This window comes from Enterococcus sp. HMSC072F02 (genome assembly GCF_001837725.1).
Lineage (GTDB): Bacteria > Bacillota > Bacilli > Lactobacillales > Enterococcaceae > Enterococcus_B > Enterococcus_B lactis.
The window spans coordinates 243,468-259,518 of the sequence record NZ_KV833968.1; the positions used below are offsets into that span (position 1 = coordinate 243,468).

Below are 16,051 nucleotides of genomic sequence, written 5' to 3' on the forward strand. Positions count from 1 at the left end.
GGGGTGAAACGATCAACTTTTTATAAGTTGATCGCTTCTCCACCAGTTACTCCGTAGATTTGAGCTGTGACATAACTTGCTTTATTCGATGCTAAGAAGACATAGACCGGTGCTAATTCTCCTGGCTGACCTGCACGTTCTAGTAAACTTTGCTGACCAAATTCAGGAATTGAATCAGAAGGCTGACCTTCGTCTAGTTGTAGCGGTGTCCAGATTGGACCAGGGGCTACGCCATTTACACGGATTCCCTTAGGAGCAAGTTGTTTTGCTAAGCCAATCGTAAAGTTAGCGATTGAAGCTTTTGTTGCTGCATAATCCAATAAATGTTCACTTGGATTGAAGGCTTGGACAGATGTTGTTGTAACAATCGCTCCTCCTGCTGGGATATGCGGAACTGCTTCTTTCACTAAAGCAAACATAGCGATGATGTTGACCATGAATGTGTCTTTGATTTGTTCAAGTGGCAGTTCAACAATGGACTGGCAAGAAATTTGCTGTCCTGCATTCAATACCATCGTATCTAGCCCACCAAGCTCACTTACTGCTTTTTCAATGATTTCTTTAGGTGCTTGTTCATCACGAAGATCAAATGGTAGTAAGACGATTTTACGTCCTGCATCTTTGACGTATTTAGCTACTTCTTCTGCATCTTTTTCTTCTCCTGGGAAGAATTGAAGAGCGATGTCTGCACCTTCTCTAGCAAATGCAATCGCTGCTGCACGACCGATCCCTGAATCGCCACCAGTGATGAGTACACGTCGGTTTTCCAGCTGATTACTGCCCTCATAGGATTCTTCTCCGCAATCAGGAACAGGAATCATGTTCTGTTGTAAAGCTGGCGTATCCTGATCTTGCTTAGGAAATTTCTCCGTATGGTACAGATTTCGCGGATCGATTAATTTTGGTTCTGTCATTGCTGTATTCCTCCTAGTTTTTCTAAATTGTATTGCCAAAACAAATTTCTTTGTTTGATACCTGTTTTAAATAGTTTGTTTAATTCGTATAATCTTTTCGATATAGATGGTAGCCTAAAACCGCCGCTGCTATCAAAGAGCCGAATACTACGAGGATAAATCCTAAAGCAGAGCTTTTACCCGGCAACCCTCCTGTATTCATTCCCCAAATCCCTGCAAACAACGCCGGAACGGAGATGATTAGTGCAGCTGAATCTAGATATTTCATGATGTGGTTTAGATTATTGTCCATCATCCCATTGAATAAATCACCAATACTCTCCAATAAGTCTCGATAGATCTCGATCATTTTTTCTGTTTGGCGCTGCCTCAAATGGACATCATAAAGCAACTGTTCATCGTCTAAACGTTTGATAAACGTTTCAGAATTCCATAATTGATCCATCGTTTTCCGCTGATCTCTTAAGGTATGATCGATATACACAATGTCTCTTTCAAGATCTGCCTGTTTATACAGTTCCTCATTCTCCGTCGTTTTACGAGCTGCTTTATCCAAAGCGTCAATTCTATGCTTCATTTCTCTTAGTTCTTTCACGTAATGGGTATAAATATCCAGTAATGTATATGTGATGATCTTTTCAAACGAGTTTAAATGATCTCCATGCTTTGTCAGCAAGCGATCCACGAACTCGGTCTTTCTATCAATACATGTAATCAAGAGATTTTCGGAAATTACAAAAGATATCGGTGTCAATTTTTTTTCGATACGATTATCTGACTGATCCAGATTGATCACAACCAAAGAAAATGGATGCGCTAATTTGGTCTCATAAAGGCGCTCCATCCGAGAAACTTCTTCCGGATATTCCGTGCCTACGAAAATATCATCTGGAAGCTCGAATTCTTTGATTGCCTGCTGAATCTCTTCTGGCTTTGTATTATCGAGAATAAGCCAATTGTATTTGTTTTCATCTGTTTCTGTGACTTTCTTTTCATCATCCACAAAGTAGTATCTCAATGTATACCTCCTTTCTGGACTTTTCAAAAACGATTAGCTGAAGAAGCAGTTCTTTAATTTGATATTATAATCGAGTACTGCACTTTCATTTTCTAATGAGAAGCTGTCAAGCTGTTTATTAAAGTCCATGTTTAGTCGTTTATCGAAATAACTTTGTTCTACTTTAGATGTATAGATCTCCAGTAAAGGATGCTCGATTTTTGTTGCATACTCTCCAAATTCCGAAACAAAAGGAATGATTTGGAAAAAGCTGCCTTTTGCAAAAGCACCTTTATCCCTTAAAAATGGATCGGAATCATTGATGAGAGCGAGTGCAATTTTTGTATTTTCCCCCACTTTTTCGATTAACGTCTCTACTGCATTTTTAGACAGTGTAATTTCCATTCCTACTCCCCCTGTTCAGTTGTAGTCTTGTATTATTTAACAACTACGTCTGTTTTTTGTTGAATTTTTGCATATTTTGGATATTTAGGGAATTTAGCCACACAACGGAACGCCGTCATCCCTGCATATTTTTCGTAATATTTCTTCGTTGGTCCTTCAAAATCCTTGCTCCAAGGTTTCACATGTCCTGAGAAATGGATAATGTAAGGATTGTTGCGTGTTTCTTCGTATTCACGTTCACCTGCTGCTGTTGGATGTTTCTTTGCTTTAGCCATGATATAGCCTTGTGCATTCCAACGCGGATGAAGCGGAAGCCAACGATCATGTAAGATTGCATTTAATGCATCTTGGTCATGGAACCTTAATTTTTCTGGATTATGTTCGATGAAGTCTAATACTTTTTGCGTAATATTTTCATCTAACCATTTTTTTACATTGATCAGCATCAATCCTGAGTTGAAGTAACGCATTGATTTAGCTGGAATCTCCATTTTTTCTAATCGTTGATGGAACCCAGCGTCTTCAACAGCTGCTACGATTGAATCACCGAAGTCAAGACGCCATAATTTAGAGATATCTTGTAAAGCAATCATGTCGCAATCCATATATAAGATACGTTCAACTTCCGTGCCGCGGAACAATTCCGGAATCGCTATGCGGTAATAAGCTGTTTCTGGAATACGATCGCTGATTACTACATTTGTAAAGAATTCTTTATTGATTTTCAAAAATTCTACATCTGAATTCATTCGTGCATTTTTCACTGAGAAACGTAAAAGCTGTTTGCTTTCAAAATCGATATCGTCGTCAATCACATAGAACCGAACAAATTTAGACGGGTTGCAATTATCTAATACTGAGACAAATAACGCAGCTAAATGCGGTACGAATTTTGTGTTACAACTTGCGACTACTGCTATTTCTTTTTTATTCATTGATCTCGCCTACTTTCGTTAGAGTACTGTGTGCTAATTTTTTTAAGTATAAATTGGTATACGGATGATCTTTCAACGTATTCCAAGGTTTATCATGTCCTGTAAAATGAACGATTGAAGGTTTTTCATTTCCTTCTTTATACAGACGTTCATATTTTTCATTTGGTGCTGGGTGTCGTTCAAAAATCAAAGAAGTCTGCATGTTCCATTTTGGATGAAGTTGTTCCCAATCTTCATAAAGGACAGCATTCAAAGCATCTTGATCGTGATAAATGATTCGATCACCATTTTCACTTAAATAATGGATAGTTTTTTCTGTAATTTCTTTTTTATTCCATTGATCGATGTCAATCACCATCACCCCTGAATTGAAGTACAAGTCATCGGAATCTATTCCTAATCTTTCCAATGCTTTCACTTGTCCTGGATCGATAATGGCGCCGATCGTTTTTCCATTTAATGGTTCATCATATAGTTTTACGATATCGTCTAGCACTAACACATCTGAATCTAAGTAAAGGACTTTCTTATAATCCTCTTTAGCTAATAAGTTGGGTAAAGAAATTCTTAAGTAAGCGGTAGTTGTGATATGGTCGCTGACTAGGAAGTCTTCGTAGATATCTTTTTCCACTGTCAGGAATTGGATACTTGCATTACTTGAATATTTATTTACCGTTTCTTCCAATCCTTGTTTACTATATTCTGATAGACCATCGTCAATCACATAAAATTTTATGCGTCTTGCTTTATTGCAATTTTCTAATGCAGTTGCGATCATCACGCTCAAGTAAGGAGCATAATTTTCGTCTGAAGCAGTCACCACAGGAACTACGCCGTATCTCTTCTCCATCAAAATCACTCCTTTTTCTAATCTTTTTCTAACCTGTTCTACATCTAGAATATTCCTCATTTGGCTTTAAAGCAAAATATATGCTTTGTTTTCATTGAATATTTTAAAATTTTTTTATTACAAAACGCATTGGTAAGCGCTAACTATTCGTTTTTCATGGCTTTTTATTCAAAGGTATTGACCAGAAACTACTATATATAGCCACCTTTTTCTTAAGAATGTTTTTTGAAAAAATTCATAACGGCAAAGCAAGTTAGTTTCATTTTTTTAATTTCTCATTTAATCTTAAGGTAACAGGAAAATAGATATGTAAAAAGAAAGTAGGAAGATAAAATGAAACTAGCAGCGATTGATTTAGACGGTACCTTGCTTGATCGAAATGGAAAGATACCAGAAGAAAATATCCAGGCACTTCGGAAATTTGATGAAAATGGCGGAATCGTAACAGTAGCTACAGGAAGGAACAGCATTTCTGCTAAAGATATTTTTTCCGAATTAGGGATCGGCGGCTATTTGATTTCTTCCAATGGTTCGCTGATTGCTGAAATGAAGGATGGAAAGATGGCAAAGGTTCTCAGACGTTCGAAAATAGATATCGATACTCTGAAAAAAGCCTTCTTCTATGCTCAAGAAGCAAAAATCTCAATTATTGCCAGCCGAGAAACCCAAGATGATCAGCTGACATTCGATGAGTCAAATCTTGTCAAAGACGACCCCTATTATGAACATTTCAATCTGCAGAATCATTCTTTTGATCAAATTTTAAGTATGTTAGAAGATCCTTCTCTTAGCTATCTTAAATTAGCGTTAACAGATAAGAGTGAAGAAAAACTACAGAAGTTACAAAGAGATCTGCAAGCAGACGGCATCAATTCAGTATTCTCTGATCCGCATTTCTTAGAAATCACGCCTACAGGTATCACTAAAGCTCATTCACTTGTTTTTCTGGCGGATTACCTTGGAATCGAGTCGAGTGATATCATGGCTTTTGGCGATCAAGAAAACGACATTGCTATGTTGAATTATAGTGGGTTGAGTATTGCGATGGGGAATGCACAGCGGCAAGTAAAAGAAATTGCAAACCAAGTAACACTGACGAATGAGGAAGCTGGGGTTGCTTATATTTTAAAAAACTTCTATTGAAAATAAAAAAATGACGTCATGAACGTAGGAGGAAAGAAAATGTTAGTTATTATCGATATGCAAAATCATATTCTTGATCCAAATAGCGAATTTTATATTCCAGAATCAGACCAATTGGCGGAACGCATTGCTAAACGATTAGCTAAAGCACGCAAAAACAAGGAATATATTCTATTCACACGGGATATTCCAGTCGAACTGAAGGACAAAGAAGAGGAACGGGAAGATTTGCAATTGATCCCTCTTCTTTCTCCCCAAGGAAATGAACGAGTGATCAAAAAGTATTACTTTACGATCCCCCCTGAAACTTTAGCTGAAATCAAGGAGACTTTGTTTGAAAGCAAAGAAGAACAAAAAGAGATCGAAGTGGTTGGGATCGAAACAAACTTATGTGTGCTCTCTAATTTGATAGGCTTGCAGAGTGCGTTTCCTGAAGCTGACTTTTTTGTTGATCCAACGTTAGTTTCTAGTAGAAAACATGGAGAATCTGCGTTGGAACTTCTGAAAGATTTCAATGTTTCGATCATTGAACCTAAAAAATAGACAGTCACACGTATGCTACAGTCTATTCTTTATATAAGTTCTATTATCATTTAGCAAGCAAATAAAAAAGAAAAAGCACGAAGAACTGTTTTCAGTCTTACGTGCTTTTTCTACAAAAGTATATTGGCTTTTCCATGACACCTTGGTAAACAGTGTTCTCCTGCCAACTCCTCAGTCCCAAGTCACAATATTCAACAAACATGGGAAGCTGTTTTTTGAAATTGCTCCTTGTGACTCAGAGTTAAACGGTAGGCTCACGACCTCTTTCTTAAATGGTGTTCAATCAGCTGACTCTCGGTATTAGCTTAACAAACGGCAAAATATGAGGAACTATTTTTCCGTTTGTTTCTCTAATACTCAGGTCAGGACGCTGATTTCACAACCTCTTCCTTAAACGGTGTTCAAAAGCTTGCATCTGCGGTAATAAGCCCAACCAAGTTAAAAACATAAGAAGCTGTTTTTACTTGGCTGTTCTTATTAGTTGATGCAGGGCAGCTTTTTCACAACCTCTTATGTACCTTGTAGGACTCGAACCTACGACCGGACGGTTATGAGCCGTCTGCTCTAACCAACTGAGCTAAAGGTACATCATCATGAGATATATTTTAGTTACTTTTTAACTATAGCACGAATTATAGACGCTCACAAGCTTCAAAATATAAATAATATGATATATTTATTCTTATTTACTTGACTTGAAACTTGACTATTTTTTACTTGCTTATTTTAGAAGAAATGCTATTCTTTTAAAAATTCTCAATGCTAGGAGTGATTATTTTGCCATTTATTGCGATTTTATTCGATTTGGTTGCGGCAGCAGTTTACTTTCTCCAATACAATCATCAAAGTTCAGAAGTCCTGTTTGTTGGAATGATTTTCCAAGGTGTGATCACCCTTCTCCTTCTCATCATGATAATCAGCTACAAAGGAAAAAAATATGCACGTGTCCAGACAGAAATATTTGTTAAATATGTTTCTATTCGTTACGGGATCATCATTCTTTCCTTTTTAATGAATGCAATCGTCCTCTTTTTATATGTATTGAATTACTTAAATATCAATCCATTGATTTTTTCTAGATAGATAACTTGTATTTAGCGGAACAGTTCTCGCGTATGAGCAGAGAGCTATTCCGCTTTTTCATCGGTCTATTCTTCTTTGATTTTCCTAGCATTTCATTTGTGATGTATGCAATAACATGTTATCTTTTATTAGAAGAAACGTTGAGGAGTCCGTTACATGATTACGTTGGTTAGAGTTTTGTTTTGGTTGCCTTCGGTCGTCCTGATCGCAATTATTTTTTATCTTATGCATTGGAACAAAGAACGGCTTTATTTAGCTGTTTTGACTCTTCCGGTTATTTATTTTATGTGGAAGGTTTTTAATTACAACTACTTTGAACCTGATAGTGTTTTTGTAGAAGAATTATCAGGGTTGGTTTTGTCTCTATTAATCGTCATTCTTTATTTGATACGTTTAAATAAAAAACATTGAGTCCTATTGATTGCTTGTGTAGCTTTCTATGGTCATTACAACTATCCTATTATGATGAAAGGTGATTAAATGAGTATCGAAGAAGCTATTTTACTGGATACTTTACGTTGTCGTCTGAATTTTTTAAGAACTGGCCGATCTTTATCCCAAGTAGCTGTTTCTAGCGCGTTAAGTATTCCTTTATTCAAATATCGTAAATACGAACAAGGGGAAGAAATTCCAAGTATCATTGAATTGATCTACATCGCCGACTTTTACGATATTTCCGTTGACTACCTGATTGGTCGGTCAGAAACAGCAAGCAAACTGAAATGATTTTTTCCAGCCATTGTGCTGGTTTTTTCATTTAATGTTTAAAGTGAACAAACTATGTACAAAAAGGAGATGTATCTATGCGTTTATGGCATGAAAAATTGATTTCAAAGCTTCCTCGTCAGCAGCTTTTAGGACAACATCGAGAATGCTGTGCGTTAAGAGGAAATGGTTGGGGAAAGAAACACGCTACTGTAGATTATGTCTTCCACTATTCTCCTTATAAATTATTTCAATATCATCAACTTGTCATGGACGAAATGGAAAAGCGTGGCTACAGCCCAGCACCAGAATGGACAGATCCTATGTACCGTGGCAAATCATGCGAAGCATTTTTTGATTTGCCTACTGTAGAACGTAGCGTTCCGATTTATCCGGAACATGATGAAGTGTATCTTGCAGAGTGTTTAGCAAATTTGGAGCAAAAAGGAATTTATCTTACCTAAAAAAGAGGCTGGGATAGAAGCGTTTAACTCCAAGAAATAAGAGGTAATTCACGAAAATTGCTTTTCAAATCTTTGTGAATTTCAGCTTATTTCCGAAGGAGTTGCTTCTGCTTCCGCCGTTTACACATGTTTAGAGCGTGAGACAAAAGTTTTTCTTTACTTTTGTCCCACGCTCTAATATAACATGAAAAACTCTTCTACTCTTTACTCATCGAAAAAGTCTTAACCAACGTAGGGTAAGCTCGAATGGTGCAAGTTGATTCTCAGGTTACCTTCGTCATCACGTATAAATCCGAAAGTATATTCTACTTTTGTTTCATCACCCGTTTTCCCAGAAGTAAAGTAATATTCTCCTGATGCGATTGCTGAATCCGTATCGATGATCGTTTCATGATTGTCGAAGCGGATGTCTGTCCAAGGTTCTAACGCAAAACCAGAATCTTCGCTGATATCACCGCCAACGAAATAAGAAAGTGCTTCTTCTTTTGTTGCCCTGAATGGTAACTCTGCAGCTTTAGTTGGTTTAAAAAGCACAGCACCTTCGTCGTATGCATACAATGTCTCGATGACTTCTTCTGCTTTTTCTGTTGCTTCCTCCATACCTTCTTCGCTTGCTGTACCGATACTTATGATTGCTTCTGCCCAGCGTTCCCGTGCTTCGTCGACTTCGGCTTCTGTGATCGTCTCAACTTTTACCTCTTCTGTCGTGTCTTCAGTTGTTTCTGTTGTTGATTCAGTTGCCGAATCGGTTGTAGAACAACCTGCCATTGCTAGTGTTAATGTTGATAGTAAAAATAGTTTTTTTATCATAAGTTTATCTCCCCCTGAAAACAGACTAAAATAATAACATTTCGTTTTTTTATTTTCAGTTAAAGCTTAATAATTTCTAAATGTTCTTAAATTTTATTTAAAAACTCTTATAACTTTCATAATACATAACATAGTTATTTTTAAATAAAAAAATAAGCTCAATACATTTAAAATAAAAGACATAATTAAAATTAATCAAATAAATATCGTTATCTAAAAACAAAAAAAATCCTTTTAAAATCTTACTACTATTAGGCTTTTTCGTTTTAATTTTCTTTAAATAATTATGCAAAAGTAATAGTTTATCTGTTTTTTTATTGTTTTAATAATCGATACACCACTTTATGTAAAATACTTCTCGAAAATACCTATTGACAAACAAACACAGCTATAAAATGAAAAAGCAAAGGACGAAGCAAAAAAGCACCAAGAAAAACATCCTTCCGCCTATTCAACGATTGATGAATTTCTTCGTACAAAAAAAACCGTCTTTTCGAAAGAAAAGACGGTTAAAAGTCAATTTTTATTAAGCTTTAACAATGTTTGTTGCTTGAGGGCCACGTTGACCATCTTCAACATCGTAAGACACTGCTTGGCCTTCTTCTAAAGTTTTGAAACCGTCGCCTTGGATAGCTGAGAAATGTGCAAATACATCATTTCCATCTTCACCAGTGATGAAGCCAAAACCTTTGTCTGCGTTGAACCATTTTACTGTACCGTTATTCATAAATAAATTCCTCCTGATACGTATCAATGTACGTTTTTTCGTTGCAATAAATATTTGATAGGCAAAAGGAGTTTTATCTATGTAGATATATCGCTCAAATTACGTTTCAAAATAGATTACTTATTTAATATATCATGCTTTTTCTAATAACACAAGAATAATGCAATGAAATATAAAATTTATTGTCTTCGAATCGATAAAAAAGTTGGATAACCGCGTTTGAGCCGCCTATTGTTCTCCATTTATTTGTTTTTATCTACTAGCATTTGTTTAAGTTGTCTGTTTGCTTCAGAGATTTGTTTCTTTTGATATAGTATTCCTTGTGAATCCATCATGAATCGTTTACTAATATTTTCTAGCATTCTCTCTATGCCTGGTATGGCTTCTTCTGGCGCTGCTCCTTGGACGATCCATAGTACTGGTAACTGGTGCAATGGCGCGTTTTCTGAATCAAGTCCGATTTGGAATAATTCTGTCCAACGGTCAATAAACGTTTTAAGCAGTCCACTAATATCCCACCAATAAATCGGTGTACCAATAACTACGTAGTTCGCCTTCGCCAATCTATCCATAACGGCATCAAAATCATCATTAGCTTTGACTTGACCTAATTGAGCAATATGAAAATCTACAAGATCGATCCTCTCATGATCTATTCCTTCTAGAACTTTCGCTCCCCACTTACTAGTCATACCTTCTTTGTTTGGACTTGCATTTATAAATATAGTTGTCATTGTGTTCCCTCCCCACTTTATTTTACAACATGATTGCTAAATTTTGACTTTAAACTTTCTTAACTATGAAAACCTTTCAATTGGTGATATACTTATAAATGGAATTTCGTTATCAACGTGTTCGTTGCCTTTCAGCAAGTATTTAAAGAAAGGAGAATGGCTATGACATTCTATAACAAAGATATACAATATCGAGTAACCTTGGATACAGATTTGAATCTCTTTGTCGTTTTTGACAAAGAAAATAGCAATCATGTTGCAACAGGTGTTACGATCGAACAAGCAGTGCAAGAATTAAAAAAATCTGCATAAGGAGTGGAAACCCTCATATGGACGATTCTCGTTCTTCTCTTTAAACGCATCTACTGGATGATAACAGTAGGTGCGTTTTGTGTTTTCAATAACTTCTTCTCTTCTGACAACCCTCCATCTAATTGACGATTGTATTCGACTAACTCAATCAACTAAATATTTTTTAAAAAAAGGAAGAATCCTACTATAACAGAAAAAGTAAAAAATCCATTAAAACCTAAAAAGCCATTACCAAATATTTGGTAGTGGCTTTTCGGGTTCTGTAAGGGTGGTACAGAACATCAATAGTCGGTGGGTTAGAACGTATGTTATCACATCTTTGGAGAAGGTTGTATTGGTATTATTCGAGTGACTTATTAGATGCGATAACAAGGATAGTATACAGTAGGGAAAAAATTTATTTTTTCTTTTTTTTATTAGTTTTGTTTCTTATTTTCTAAAAAATAAAAATAAATATTTGATGAATCAAGCATTCTCCGGATAAAACTGGCTTTCGAATACATATTAGGTTATCGTTTGTAATTTTATTTCACAGTTGTTATGATTGTTATGTAAAATAAAAAAGTTTAGGATACATCGATTTTTTGGGGAAATTCTTTTTGGGGGGTATCCTAAACCTTTTCTATTATTTTCTCATATTTTCCATTATTGGTCTAGACATATACTAATGAACTTCCTATCTATATGATGGATGAATCCTTTTTCATTTATCATGAGATAACTTTGCTCCAAACTTACTTATGATAGATGGATGGTATTTTTTGTTCACGTTCTAACAAACTTGACACATTTATGAATTCTTAATCTATCTATCCTATAATTATAAAAAAAGGAGGTGCTGCGTATGAAAGCTATTCATATTTCTTTGCTTTTTTTCGCTAGTGCATTGATTTTATTTGCTATTCATCTTTGCTCCCAGCCTTATATCAATAACAACGGAATATTAGTAGAACCAGCATTCTTTTGCTTACCGCTCGGTCTTTTATCCCTTTTTGCCTCCGCTGGATTCGGATTTGTTTCCTTTTTTAAACGATCGAAACAACAAATCTGACTATAAAATTTACGTAAAAGAGACCGTAAAAAAAAACATATCACCTTTCCTTATTCCGAATAAATATTTTCCATAAACAATCTTTTGACAATAGGCTGGACGTCTCTTTCGCGAGAACTGATACACGGTACCTACAAGCTCTTCAGTCACCAGTCCCACTATTCATCAAACCTGAGAAGCTGCTTAGTTCCTTCTGACTCGGAACTAAGCAGTTTCTTCACATCCTCTTTTACATCATGAGCGTTTATTCCTTGAAAAATGCTACTAATTTTTGGTATGTTTCTTGCGCTTGTTTATTACTAAAATCAAACTGATATTCATGGTTCAAGACAACATTTTTCTTCGTATAGTCTACTTTTGTGACTTTCACTCCTACTTTTTCAAATGCAGAAGCTGTTTGTTCCATTTGTTTCGTAAACGTATTTGTGTTCCCATCCGTCAAGAATGTTTTTTGCGTCCAACGGTCTGCATGTCTTGCTAAAGCTAAATGTTTGACGTCTTCTAAACGTTCAAAGTTCTTACTATCAAAATAAGCCCATCCACATTTTGCATAAAGAAAGCTAGAAATCTTATCACTTACTTGGGTAAATGCAGAAGGGTCTAGTAGTCCAGACAAAGAAACAAATTTTGTGATCTGCTTGTTCTCCAAAGTTGGATCAAGTTGATCGGCTTTTTTGATTTCTTCGTTTTGAAGTGCTAACAAATACTCTCCGATAATTTGTGCGCCTGCTGAATCGCCACCAATCGAAATATTCGACCAATCCGCTTGCTCTTTTATCTCTTTTTTGGCTGCTTGAATGGCTTCGTTCAATTGGATAACTGGTGTAGGATGATTTGCTTCAGGTGATCGTTCATAATCGATATTTACGACGATCTGCTGCGTGTCTGAACATAGGTATTCCAAATAATCACGACAATCGTTTTTATCCCCTCCTACATATGCGCCTCCATGCATCCAGAAAAGGATGGGCAACTTTTTCTTCTCCGTTTTCGGTGTGTAGATATCCATATGATTGTTTTTGTACTTTGAAGGATAAGTTATTTCTTTATTTCTATCGATTTGTTTGATTTTTTGCTGGAAATCGTCTGGTCTGGCATATACTTGTTCTTTTTCACTTGTGTCAAATTGTTTTCTAACAAGCAAACTAATCGGCTTTGGTGTGATTTGATTAATCAAAAATACAGTGACTAAAATAACTACGATGATAACTGGCACTGCAATCACTATTCGCTTGAACCATTTCATTCATTTACCCTCTCTTTCTTCGCCAAATCCATGTGATAATCGTGCTAGCAGATAAAAATCCACCTGAATAAATGAGAAGCGAATGTTTCTTTTCCCCAGTTTTCGGCAACATTCCTTTTTTTGTATCTGTCTTTTTTTGTACTTTCACTGTCATCTGAATCGGTAGCGTATCATCACTTGATTGATCATCTCGAGGTTCATCCTTTCCCTTATTGTCTGCATTCTCTGCCGGATCTTGTTTTTTTGGTGGAACTACTGGGATTTTTTTGTAATGGTAAATAATAGTTGGTGTCGTCTCGTTAAAAACCCCTTCAGTCGGTCCTTCAACATTTGCTAATTCGTATCCTTCGAATGTCTTTTGCTCTGTCACATAATTCTCTCCATAAGCTCCGTAAAGCCGGATTTCGTCCTGGTCTTTGAGTAGACTTTTATTGTTTTCATCCACATATTTCACGTTTATCTGATCATGGAACACTACTTTCAAAAAGTCCGTTACATGTTTCGTGTAGGCAGCATGGTCAACTTCCTGTGCCTTTCCATGCCCTGCTCCTTCTACCAATAAAAGGTCTTTATATCCTCCTGCTAACTCATATAGTTTTTGCGCGTTAGACACAGGTACTACATCATCTGCCGTTCCATGGATGATCAATTTAGGCAATGAACCAGACATTCCAATCGTAGGTAGAGCGGCTGTCGGATCCAAATGCATCTCCTGATCAAAATAATATTGTTTCAAAAGCCCCATAAACAAATCTTCATGCTCTTGATCCCCAATGATGTCTAACTGATTTTTTATGGCAGGCGGTAATGCAGGGACTACTGTCTGGCTATACGTAAAACGTAGTTGTTCATCGATTGATGCAAATCCGCAATTTTCAATAATTCCTTTGACATTGACTGGGATATCTTTTGCTAATACAGACATCATCGTAGCTGCTCCCATGGAACCACCATACAGCAGGATCTTTTGAGATGGACGTTCTCGAACTTCTTGATTGATCCAGTAAAGGACATCATCTGATTCATATTGTCCATAGGTTACATAATCGCCTCCACTGTTACCAGTTGCTCTGGAATCAACAAATAATAAATTATACCCTGCCTTATAAAAATCATTGTATTCTTCTGTAACGATCCCATTATTCCAATTCCCTCTAAATCCGCCATGGATCATGACTGTTTTATCTGAACCCTGGTCGACATAGTAAGCATACACATCCATCATTTTGCCGTCTTGTTTGTTTAGTACAGTTTGATGAAGTTGTTTTGTGTTTGGATAGAAGCCTGTGTTTTCTGTAGGCGTCGTACCATCATCTGTACCTCCAAGCATTGACATCAACACACTATTTTTAGAAAAAGCGATATCATACAATAGATAAGTAGCAATCAGATGTTTGATAATCTCTTTGTCTACACCATAATCCTTACCAAAAAGCTCACTTAATACTAAACCTATTAGTCGTGCGTTAATTTCATCTACTGGTCCATTAAGTATATCTGTCATCTGTTTACCGAAGTAATTAAGATATTTCTTACCATTGAAGTTTTCGCCTTTACCGATATCATCATTTTCTGTCCCATTCTCTTTGTCACTTACTTTAGCAGAAGAGGATTTGTCGTTTGGCGTTTTTGTAGCTGTTGCTTCATCTGTTTGTTGGTTATCTGTGGTAGCGGTCGTTTCTTGATCTGTGCTAGTAACAGATGTCTCAGCCGTTGTTTCAGTACTTGTTTCTGTTTGTGAAGTACTCGATTTCGTTTCGTTTCTAGCATCAGTTGTTTCCGTGGTTTCGACCTCCCTAGATCCCGATTCGGAAAAGATACTCTCTCCATATACTGACCATTGCGGGACGTTTGTACTTACAGCAAATAAGACGGCCAACGCTCCCTTTAACACTTGTTTTGTTCTCAATCGATTCACTCCTTTTTATGATTCTAGGAGAATTATATGTAAACGCAAACATTTTTATACAAAAAACAAACGGTTTATCCCATAAAAATAGAACAGGATTATTTTCTCAATTTACGTAACAAAGCAGAATGGATAAACCAGTATCCATTCTGCTTTTCTTTAAACGATGAAACAACTTATTGCTCCAAAAATGTCAGAAATCGTTTATCCCAAATCTTTTCGTAAAAAGCGATTGTTTCCTTCGCTTTCATAAAAGGATGATCATAAGTCGTCGCTGCTCCTCTGCACATCATAAGCTGGTATCCTAATCCATGAGCAAACTTCACAGTCGTATCTATACAATACTCTGTTTGCGCCCCACATAATTCGATCGAATGACAGTCCAATTCAGTTAATAACATACTCAAATTAGTCTTATAAAATGAATTCGCATGGGTTTTTCTCACAAAATAACTGTGTTCAGGAATAGATAATTCCGACAATAGCTCCCATGGTTTTGTTTTTGGTACTAATTGATCATCTTCGTGTTGAACGAAAATAACTGGCTTTCCAATCGTTTCGTATGCTTTGATTCTTTTATTCACTAATGCTGTCACTGTTTTTAATCCGTGTATCGTCGAAGAATCAAAACATACCCCTTTTTGTAAATCGATCACTACGAATGCGTCGGCTGTGTTTGACATACGTATGCCTTCTTTCTTGATTTAATAGTATTTCTTATCTAGTTAGTTCCTTTATACGTGACAACAATTTCTTATTTTACACCTATAAATGGCACTTTTCGACTATTTCTTCATGTTATTATTTCATAAATATTTAGCTATTGGAGGAATGTGTCATGATTAAATTATATATAGGTTCTAGTTGCTCGTCTTCTAGACGCGCAAAACGTTGGCTTATCACACATGATATACCGTTTATCGAACAGAACTTAATTCGTCAACCACTAACCAAAAATGAATTTATCCACTTACTAAAATTGACAAACAATGGCGTGACCGAAATGCTCTCTACTCATTCTATTAGTTATAAAAATCTTGTTCACAGAATAGATGAGCTCAGTTTGAGTGAACTATATATTGAGATTCGTACGTCCCCTTCTTTATTGAAAAAACCGATTATCTACGACCAACCTGCAAAACTTTTGACTGGATTTAGCGAAGATAAAATCAGGATGTTCCTTCCTAAAACTAAAAGAAAACAAGAGCTCAACGAACTCTTGC

The 16,051-nt window shown here is 36.2% G+C and carries 19 protein-coding genes, 1 tRNA gene and 1 pseudogene; 9 read left to right on the forward strand and 12 right to left on the reverse strand.

All coding sequences use genetic code 11. The features are described 5' to 3' along the window. Positions 1-20: 20 nt before the first annotated feature. From HMPREF2731_RS11445 to HMPREF2731_RS11465, 5 genes are all read right to left on the reverse strand, one after another. Positions 21-914, reverse strand: coding sequence for an SDR family oxidoreductase (locus HMPREF2731_RS11445; protein ID WP_002306620.1), 894 nt, complete (start codon positions 912-914; stop codon positions 21-23). 79 nt (positions 915-993) lie between these two features. Beyond that, on the reverse strand, positions 994-1,917 hold the full coding sequence (locus HMPREF2731_RS11450; RefSeq protein ID WP_176747862.1) for a magnesium transporter CorA family protein: 924 nt from the start codon (positions 1,915-1,917) through the stop codon (positions 994-996). Positions 1,918-1,965: 48 nt separating this feature from the next. Continuing rightward, entirely contained in the window at positions 1,966-2,316 is a 351-nt protein-coding gene (locus tag HMPREF2731_RS11455; RefSeq protein ID WP_070873015.1) for an iron-sulfur cluster biosynthesis family protein, read from the reverse strand. A 32-nt stretch (positions 2,317-2,348) separates the two neighbouring features. Further along, complete coding sequence (locus tag HMPREF2731_RS11460) at positions 2,349-3,251, reverse strand: glycosyltransferase family 8 protein (protein ID WP_002306618.1); 903 nt, start codon at positions 3,249-3,251, stop codon at positions 2,349-2,351. Beyond that, on the reverse strand, positions 3,244-4,101 hold the full coding sequence (locus HMPREF2731_RS11465; protein WP_002329245.1) for a glycosyltransferase family 8 protein: 858 nt from the start codon (positions 4,099-4,101) through the stop codon (positions 3,244-3,246). The genes HMPREF2731_RS11460 and HMPREF2731_RS11465 overlap by 8 nt, the downstream gene beginning before the upstream one ends. A 333-nt stretch (positions 4,102-4,434) precedes the next feature. Here HMPREF2731_RS11465 and HMPREF2731_RS11470 point away from each other — a divergent pair, with 333 nt between their 5' ends. Next, positions 4,435-5,244: a Cof-type HAD-IIB family hydrolase gene (locus HMPREF2731_RS11470; protein ID WP_002306615.1), complete on the forward strand. Its 810-nt coding sequence runs from the start codon at positions 4,435-4,437 to the stop codon at positions 5,242-5,244. A 39-nt stretch (positions 5,245-5,283) separates the two neighbouring features. Beyond that, positions 5,284-5,787, forward strand: a complete 504-nt coding sequence (locus HMPREF2731_RS11475) for a cysteine hydrolase family protein (protein WP_002306614.1) — start codon at positions 5,284-5,286, stop codon at positions 5,785-5,787. Between the two features lie 513 nt (positions 5,788-6,300). Here HMPREF2731_RS11475 and HMPREF2731_RS11480 read toward each other — a convergent pair. Continuing rightward, positions 6,301-6,374 (reverse strand) — tRNA-Ile (locus HMPREF2731_RS11480). 172 nt (positions 6,375-6,546) lie between these two features. Here HMPREF2731_RS11480 and HMPREF2731_RS11485 point away from each other — a divergent pair. The 4 genes from HMPREF2731_RS11485 to HMPREF2731_RS11500 all read left to right on the forward strand — a co-directional run bounded on the left by HMPREF2731_RS11485 (position 6,547) and on the right by HMPREF2731_RS11500 (position 8,039). Next, positions 6,547-6,870, forward strand: coding sequence for a hypothetical protein (locus tag HMPREF2731_RS11485; protein WP_070873016.1), 324 nt, complete (start codon positions 6,547-6,549; stop codon positions 6,868-6,870). A gap of 156 nt (positions 6,871-7,026) precedes the next feature. Then, positions 7,027-7,281 carry a hypothetical protein gene (locus HMPREF2731_RS11490; RefSeq protein WP_002306610.1) on the forward strand — a complete coding sequence of 85 codons (255 nt, stop codon included), beginning with the start codon at positions 7,027-7,029 and terminating at the stop codon, positions 7,279-7,281. A gap of 69 nt (positions 7,282-7,350) precedes the next feature. Continuing rightward, positions 7,351-7,596, forward strand: coding sequence for a helix-turn-helix domain-containing protein (locus tag HMPREF2731_RS11495; protein ID WP_002306609.1), 246 nt, complete (start codon positions 7,351-7,353; stop codon positions 7,594-7,596). A 77-nt stretch (positions 7,597-7,673) separates the two neighbouring features. Next, the gene (locus HMPREF2731_RS11500) at positions 7,674-8,039 is read left to right on the forward strand and encodes a TIGR02328 family protein (RefSeq protein ID WP_002306607.1); all 366 of its coding nucleotides are present in this window, start codon (positions 7,674-7,676) and stop codon (positions 8,037-8,039) included. A 222-nt stretch (positions 8,040-8,261) separates the two neighbouring features. Here the strand turns inward: HMPREF2731_RS11500 and HMPREF2731_RS11505 are convergent, their stop codons facing one another. The 3 genes from HMPREF2731_RS11505 to HMPREF2731_RS11515 form a co-directional block, all read right to left on the reverse strand. After that, positions 8,262-8,849 carry a hypothetical protein gene (locus tag HMPREF2731_RS11505; RefSeq protein ID WP_002320081.1) on the reverse strand — a complete coding sequence of 196 codons (588 nt, stop codon included), beginning with the start codon at positions 8,847-8,849 and terminating at the stop codon, positions 8,262-8,264. A gap of 526 nt (positions 8,850-9,375) precedes the next feature. Then, the gene (locus HMPREF2731_RS11510) at positions 9,376-9,576 is read right to left on the reverse strand and encodes a cold-shock protein (RefSeq protein ID WP_002293303.1); all 201 of its coding nucleotides are present in this window, start codon (positions 9,574-9,576) and stop codon (positions 9,376-9,378) included. 242 nt (positions 9,577-9,818) lie between these two features. After that, the gene (locus HMPREF2731_RS11515; protein WP_070873018.1) at positions 9,819-10,310 is read right to left on the reverse strand and encodes a flavodoxin family protein; all 492 of its coding nucleotides are present in this window, start codon (positions 10,308-10,310) and stop codon (positions 9,819-9,821) included. A gap of 162 nt (positions 10,311-10,472) precedes the next feature. On the opposite strand from HMPREF2731_RS11515, the gene HMPREF2731_RS15135 reads away from it, so the two are divergent. Further along, positions 10,473-10,622 (forward strand): hypothetical protein, encoded by a 150-nt coding sequence (locus tag HMPREF2731_RS15135; protein ID WP_002293298.1) that lies wholly within the window; start codon positions 10,473-10,475, stop codon positions 10,620-10,622. Between the two features lie 844 nt (positions 10,623-11,466). Next, a complete protein-coding gene (locus tag HMPREF2731_RS11525; RefSeq protein WP_070873020.1) occupies positions 11,467-11,673 on the forward strand; it encodes a DUF3955 domain-containing protein in 207 nt (68 codons plus the stop codon). Between the two features lie 244 nt (positions 11,674-11,917). Here HMPREF2731_RS11525 and HMPREF2731_RS11530 read toward each other — a convergent pair whose 3' ends face one another. The 3 genes from HMPREF2731_RS11530 to HMPREF2731_RS11540 form a co-directional block, all read right to left on the reverse strand. Next, the gene (locus HMPREF2731_RS11530; protein WP_070873022.1) at positions 11,918-12,919 is read right to left on the reverse strand and encodes an alpha/beta hydrolase; all 1,002 of its coding nucleotides are present in this window, start codon (positions 12,917-12,919) and stop codon (positions 11,918-11,920) included. A gap of 4 nt (positions 12,920-12,923) precedes the next feature. After that, entirely contained in the window at positions 12,924-14,837 is a 1,914-nt protein-coding gene (locus tag HMPREF2731_RS11535; protein WP_070873023.1) for an alpha/beta fold hydrolase, read from the reverse strand. A 167-nt stretch (positions 14,838-15,004) separates the two neighbouring features. Then, complete coding sequence (locus HMPREF2731_RS11540; protein WP_070873025.1) at positions 15,005-15,511, reverse strand: cysteine hydrolase family protein; 507 nt, start codon at positions 15,509-15,511, stop codon at positions 15,005-15,007. 155 nt (positions 15,512-15,666) lie between these two features. Between HMPREF2731_RS11540 and HMPREF2731_RS15575 the strand changes: the two are divergent. After that, positions 15,667-16,032, forward strand: a pseudogene (locus HMPREF2731_RS15575) (Spx/MgsR family RNA polymerase-binding regulatory protein); the annotation flags it as partial. Positions 16,033-16,051: the final 19 nt, after the last annotated feature.